Raw genomic sequence first — 6390 nt, forward strand, 5'->3', positions numbered from 1 at the left:
CAGTTCAGTAACTTCCTTTTTTAGCGCCAATCATATACGCTCAAATCAAAATCAGCCTACCGCTCTGGCGGTGAGGTCTGTGTTGTCACATGCAAGGATCCTTATGAATATAAAAAGAATTGGCCTAATAGCCATCTTTGAATTGCAACGCTTGTTTGCAACGAAACGCGGATGGATAGCCATCGCCGCATTTGTTTTGGTTTGGTATGCTATTTTGCGCTACGCCATTGCAGAAGCGGTATCCATTGTCAGCGACCCCAACTTCAAAAATATGATCCAGAGTTTTTCCGGCGTCGTTGGTATGCATCGTATTGCCCAGTGGCCTGAAATGGAACTTGCACTGTACTTAGTTTGGTCAATCTTTTTATTTCCTCTTTTTGTGATCTTTTCAAGCGCAGATCAAACTGTAGAAGATAGAACCCGCGGCACACTGAGATTTCTAACCCTGCGCACATCTCGCGCGGAAATTGTTGTTGGCCGCTTTGTTGGGCAGGTATTCAATACGTTGCTGCTCATAGCGATTTCTGCTGTAGGTGCTTGGATATTAATGGTGGTGCGCGACCCAAGCTTGTGGCTCACAGGGCTAAGTCGAGCGACATTAATTGTTTTAGAGCTAACGCTTATTACTGCGCCATTTATTGCCCTGATGTCTGTTGCTAATCACTTTGCTAACTCAAGCAAAATGAGTATGATTTACGCAATTTTAACCTACTTAACGCTCGCTACTTTGGTCGCTTTTGCACTTGAGTACAGCGCTTACGCGGAGTATCTGTTTTATCTTTTTCCTGGATTCCAAGGCACAGAAACCATCGCACAAAATATCAACCTCTCTCGCTTTGCCACACCGGTGCTGCATAGCCTCGTGTTAATTGCAATTAGTTGTGAACTATTAAGAAGGCGCACGCTATGAGTAGCATTATTGAAGTTAATAATTTAGTGAAAGAGTATGGACGAAAGCGCGCACTAGATAACGTATCTTTTACCCTAAACGCAGGTTCACCCATTGCGCTTGTTGGCCCAAATGGTGCGGGTAAAACCACCCTTTTTAGCACACTTTGTGGGTATCTAAATGCAGATGCAGGCAATGTTCAGATTTTAGGTCACAAACCTGGCAGCGCTGCACTTTTTGGTCGCCTTGCCGCACTTCCACAGGATGCTCAGCTTGATCCAAGGTTTTCTGTCAGTAATCAGCTACGTTTATACGGACAACTTCAAGGTTTAGATGCGAAAGCGGCCGAGAGTGAAACGCACAGAGTGCTTGCGCTTGTAGACCTCAAAGACTGTTATCACGCCAAACCTCATGAGTTATCTCATGGCATGCGAAAACGTATCTGTATTGCCCAAACGCTACTTTCAAAGCCTGAAATTGTACTACTTGACGAAGCCACGGCTGGATTAGATCCCGTGAATGCTCGTGAGATCAGAAACCTAGTAAAAAGGCTTCAATCTGAAACGACTTTTATTTTGAGTTCACACGATTTAGTAGAACTCGATGATTTGTGCGATCAGGTATTACATTTACAGCATGGTAAATTAACCGCAGTTGACCGCATCCAAGAAGCGGAACTTGCCACGCTGACAGTAAAACTTAAAGAGTCTGGCACCGGTAGTCACATAGCGCTTTTGAAAACCTTACAAGGCGTTGAAGAGGTGACAGTAAATGCCAGTGGCGCCCTGCTTATTGAGTACCGTAGCGGCCAACAGGTTGATATTGACGTACTCCAACTTTGCCGTGAACAGGGTTGGCGTTACAAGTCCTTAGTTAATGGTAAAACACTAGAAGATGAACTGTTCGGCTAGCGCACGGTTAGTTTAGTAAATTAAAAAAGCCTGCATCTTACAGGCTTTCTTAAATGATTTATAACTTCGCCAGTAACAAAGAGCCGGGTCGAGGTAAGCGAGGTAATATTGCCGGCGTTTTCGCATAATCCGCAGGTAAACGCTCTTTCAACTCGTTCACCTTTGTTTGGTTATTCAGTTTTTCGTATGCATAGTATCTTAGGATATCTTGATATGTTTGATTTTCAGCGCTGGTTACAACATCACTGTTTAATACAGCTAATGCTTTATCGTAGTCTGCCATTTCAATGTAAGCGCGTGCCAAATCAGTAGCGCTACCGATTTGAAAGCGACTTTGCATTTTTTCAGATAAACTCTCTAGTTGCTCTGCTGCCTGCTGATGTTGCCCAAGGTGCATATAAGCTGATGCCAATCTGTTTTTTAAAAATGGCGGTTGAGTAGAGCCTTCAGGAAACCAATTAGTGTAAGCGGTCAAGATTGCTTCGTGTTGACCTAGCTTATGATAGGTTTGGTCGAGCAAGGTAAAGCTTTTAACTTTGATATCCAGCTCTTCAAAACCATTCAACGAACGGCGGTTACTATGCCAATTTAAAATGTGTGAAACCGCTGCTGTTAGCTGTGCTTCATCATCCGATTTCGCACCTTTCGCCCCAGCGAGTAGTTCCTTTAATTGCTGTTGATATCGCGCAGAATTTTCACTCTTTTGTTTACTCGCTTCTTGTGTTACCTGCTTTTCAGAGACGATTTGGTTAGCAGCTAAGGCACCACAAGATAGTGCTGCCGTGATAATCATTAAATGGGATAATTTCATTTTCTTTTCCTTGTTTAGTGTTTTAACTCTTTGAATATTGAAACTTTTCGAGTGAGATACGGCTAATACTGAATGACCTAATGACGCATGTTCATACCGGTATTGATGTTCGGACAACAGTAAACTGGCCAAATCGTATCTATATTTATCACTCAGTTTTTCCATACAGCTTTCATCGCAGCTGAGTTCGATTTGTTGTCGCGCCAAATTTGCTAACAACAAACAGAATGGATTCCAAAAGAAGACGCTTTCAGTCGCACATATTAGCCATAACCAATATGTGTCCTTATGCTTGATATGCGTTAACTCATGCTCAATCACGGAATCGAGTTCTGGTCGACCTTTCATCTTAAAATCTAACCAAATGGTGTGCTGTAATGGGCCTGTCGTAATTGCTGGGGTACTCAATTCTGTAAATTTTACGGTGCAAGACGTGTGTAGATATTGATGCTCTTCACTGGTGTAGGCGCCCTTTTCGATGCCTCTTAGTAATCTTTTATACGACAACACTCTCGCTAGAAATAGTCCTCCACCTACCACTGTCAGAAATACAAACAAATTTGAAAACACTTGGTTTATGGTATAGCCAGAAAGCCAGTTTGATTCGGTTTGCAAAGTGGTTTGCTTGATGCTGTTCGGTGGAGTTGACCCTGAATCTGAAATAGAACTTACCTCAATAGTGTAAAGCTCCAGATCTATTAAAAAAGGGGGTGGGGAAAGTTGCTGCCATGGAATTAGCCAACTCAATAACCCTACTACCAACACATAAAAGCGCGTTCGTGCAGGCGCAGTTTTCAGAAAATAGCAGCTAGTCAAACTAAACATGCTGAGCAAGCTTGCGGTGAGTAAGTAATCAAACATTAGTCGCTCTCTTTCTTCTGTTTTTTGCTCTTAAGTAGGTTTTGTAAATACTCAATATCATCATCGTCTAAACTCTCTTCTTTAATGAAATGAGCTATCAGGCTGCGTGAACTACCTTTAAAAAAGCGATCCATAAAACGCGGTGTTGCCTGCTGTGAAAGCGCTTGCTGAGTCACTTTTGCTTGATAGACGATTGACCTCCCCTGCTGACCACAGCGCTCGACCGCACCTTTTTGCTCTAGTCGATCTACGATTGTTTTGACTGTGTTATAAGCCACTTTTTTTGTTCTTGTATCATCTGCAAGAAGATATTTATGAAGCTCACTGGCAGTACATGCATTTTGTTGCCAAAGTAACTTCATCACGTCTAATTCAAATTCACTTAGTTTCACTTATCACCTCTACCACTACATTTGTAGTTTTAAACCACTACAAATGTAGTGGTTAGTACCCATGAAGTCAACTAGAAATTTTTGGTGGGACACAGAAGGTGAAACCTTTACATGAAAGCTGTATTACCTTGAAGGAAAGTGAAGGCTGTGCAACAACTCCTCCAAGAAGCAGCATAAAATAGCGATGAAGGAGCGCGAGCTTGCTATTTTTCGTTCCTTGGTTAAAGCCTTTATATGGATAATAACAACTCAAATTAGGGTAAAGTGAGACTCAAGTTTTAGCTACAACTAAAGCTCTCTATGTTGTAGTTCTATTGATCGCTGACACTATTGATCGCTGACATATATGGACGCTCAGCTGCTGTCAAGAGTTCTATTGATCGCTATTGATCGCTGACACCCACCACTAATGTGTTAAAGCGTTTGTATGGTATTGATTACCCGTGGTGTCGACGAATGTGCTTAACTAAGCCCGCTTGATTAAACTCAAGTGAAACAATATTGGTTTTACTATATTCAATAGTTTTATCTAAATGAGCAGGTTTTACTTTACCTGATTCGGTCATTTTTACAAAGACGACATTAGCGCCAACCATTACCTCATTTATTTCTATTGAACTATGAATGACTTCATCTTTTAATTTATTAATCATATCCTCTCGGAGTTTAGATTTATCTGTATAAGTAAATTTAAATTTGACGTGTTCATCGATAAAGTCATCAGAAAGCAGTGAGATATAGTTTTCGATTTCTTTAATTGTTGAATTGGGTTGTTGACGTGCATTTTTTGCCGCTACAAATACTTTTGCTTTCTCAATTAGTTGCTCTGATGTGAAATTATCGTGTGCACTACTAGAAAATGAAAAAAGAAAGCAAAATAACACTAATATAAATTTATTCACGGTTTTTTCCTTCCTGCTATGCCTAGACATAATGAATCCTACACGATGCTAGCCTCCGCTTCTTCGTGAGTTAGCTTAAAGCCAGTGCCATAATTAGTTTGTCAAATAACTAAACAGCAGAGGCTAGCATGAACAAACATAACACATTTTTCATTAGCCTAGATACTCATAAAGAGCTTGTTAAAGTCGCTTATGGTGAAGAATAACGAGGCGCTCAACCCGTTCATTTTGATCAAGAGTCAAATCGCTGACACCCACCACTAATTTGCACCTTCCTAAGATACCGCCTACGCTTTAATTCTGCACTCAAAGGATTGAGGAAAACAAACTATGGCTACAGCCCGTAAAAAGCAAATCAGTTTAACCGACACCAAATATTACCACTGTATCTCCCGTTGCGTAAGGCGTGCATTTCTGTGTGGTGAAGATAAATTTACCGGAAAATCATACGAACACCGTCGTGATTGGGTTGAAGAAAAGCTATTGATGTTGGGGTCTGTGTTTTGTATTGATGTCTGTGCTTATGCGGTGATGAGTAATCACACTCACATTGTTTTATATGTTGATGATAAAAAAGCTAAGCGCCTGTCGGATAAAGCGATTGTAATACGGTGGCACAAGTTGTTTAAGGGCAATTGGATAAGCCAAAAGTTTACTGAAGGTGAGCCACTCAATGAGTCGGAGCAGTTGATACTCAATGAGCATGTCGCCAAATACAGAGAAAGGCTCGCAGATATTAGCTGGTTTATGCGAGTACTCAACGAAGATATCGCCCGCCGAGCAAATAAAGAAGATAACTGTACAGGCAGATTTTGGGAAGGACGATTTAAATCCCAAGCACTACTGGATGAAGCTGCACTGGCTGGCTGCCTCGCTTACGTAGACCTAAACCCCATTAGAGCCAACATTGCCGCAACGCCTGAAACTTCAGACCACACAAGCATCAAAAAACGCATTGGCCATGCGAAATTAGGTAAACAACCAAAAAGTCTGTTACGTTTTGCGGGCAGCCCACGAAAACATATGCCAAAAGGCCTGCCCTTTGAACTCAAATCCTATATTGAATTGATTGAACTCACAGGCCAATGTATTCGCGCCGATAAACGCGGTTATATCTTTGAGTCTCAGCCTATACTCACTCGATTAAATATCGAACCGGAGAACTGGATAAAACTCACTACGCAATTTTCTCGGGTATTCCACGGCGCGGTTGGACGAGAACGAACAATAACCGCTTACTGTGAAACACTACAAAAACGACGGCGGACGAATCTAACAAACTGCGAGCGCTTGTTGGCTTAGCAGAACTCACATCCTCAATTCTAGAATTTCTTACTCCTGTATTTACAGCGCGTTGTCGTGCGCGATAATCCAATTTTAGTTTAGCGATCCGCTTATCCGCCAAAGGTCACCCTATCTAAAAACACTTTTGTCCCTACTCTTTAAGTGTTTCCGTACTTTTTAATCTCACTTTGCCAGCATAGATACAAACAATGATGGGTGATGAGATGGACGCTCCCAAATCGGCGTCAATGCGCCAAACTGATAGTTGCAAACACAGTTATTAGGAGAGTCCATCATGAATAACGTTAGCACGCTTTCAATTGATCTAGCAAAAAATGTA

Annotated in this window: 6 protein-coding genes; 3 read left to right on the plus strand and 3 right to left on the minus strand. The window is 41.6% G+C overall.

Going from position 1 to position 6390, the window contains the following annotated elements:
- Positions 1–103 precede the first annotated feature (103 nt).
- Positions 104–910 carry an ABC transporter permease subunit gene (locus L1271_RS14935; protein ID WP_102056928.1) on the plus strand — a complete coding sequence of 269 codons (807 nt, stop codon included), beginning with the start codon at positions 104–106 and terminating at the stop codon, positions 908–910.
- Complete coding sequence (locus L1271_RS14940) at positions 907–1800, plus strand: ABC transporter ATP-binding protein (RefSeq protein ID WP_102056929.1); 894 nt, start codon at positions 907–909, stop codon at positions 1798–1800. The genes L1271_RS14935 and L1271_RS14940 overlap by 4 nt, the downstream gene beginning before the upstream one ends.
- A 58-nt stretch (positions 1801–1858) precedes the next feature.
- On the opposite strand, the gene L1271_RS14945 is transcribed toward L1271_RS14940, so the two are convergent.
- The 3 genes from L1271_RS14945 to L1271_RS14955 form a co-directional block, all read right to left on the minus strand.
- A complete protein-coding gene (locus tag L1271_RS14945) occupies positions 1859–3472 on the minus strand; it encodes a M56 family metallopeptidase (RefSeq protein WP_102056930.1) in 1614 nt (537 codons plus the stop codon).
- Positions 3472–3864, minus strand: a complete 393-nt coding sequence (locus L1271_RS14950) for a BlaI/MecI/CopY family transcriptional regulator (protein WP_010604953.1) — start codon at positions 3862–3864, stop codon at positions 3472–3474. Before L1271_RS14950 ends, L1271_RS14945 begins: the two co-directional genes overlap by 1 nt.
- Before the next feature lie 437 nt (positions 3865–4301).
- Positions 4302–4766 (minus strand): nuclear transport factor 2 family protein, encoded by a 465-nt coding sequence (locus L1271_RS14955; protein ID WP_235368169.1) that lies wholly within the window; start codon positions 4764–4766, stop codon positions 4302–4304.
- 330 nt (positions 4767–5096) lie between these two features.
- Here L1271_RS14955 and L1271_RS14960 point away from each other — a divergent pair, with 330 nt between their 5' ends.
- Positions 5097–6068, plus strand: a complete 972-nt coding sequence (locus L1271_RS14960) for a transposase (protein WP_235368170.1) — start codon at positions 5097–5099, stop codon at positions 6066–6068.
- Positions 6069–6390: the final 322 nt, after the last annotated feature.

Origin of the sequence: Pseudoalteromonas sp. OF5H-5 (genome assembly GCF_021530695.1) — a bacterium.
Lineage (GTDB): Bacteria > Pseudomonadota > Gammaproteobacteria > Enterobacterales > Alteromonadaceae > Pseudoalteromonas.

Bases quoted from the DNA above. Each gene is read 5' to 3' on its own strand.
- L1271_RS14945 (WP_102056930.1), bottom strand. From the start codon at position 3,472: ATGTTTGATTACTTACTCACCGCAAGCTTGCTCAGCATGTTTAGTTTG.
- L1271_RS14960 (WP_235368170.1), top strand. From the start codon at position 5,097: ATGGCTACAGCCCGTAAAAAGCAAATCAGTTTAACCGACACCAAATAT.
- L1271_RS14935 (WP_102056928.1), top strand. From the start codon at position 104: ATGAATATAAAAAGAATTGGCCTAATAGCCATCTTTGAATTGCAACGC.
- L1271_RS14940 (WP_102056929.1), top strand. From the start codon at position 907: ATGAGTAGCATTATTGAAGTTAATAATTTAGTGAAAGAGTATGGACGA.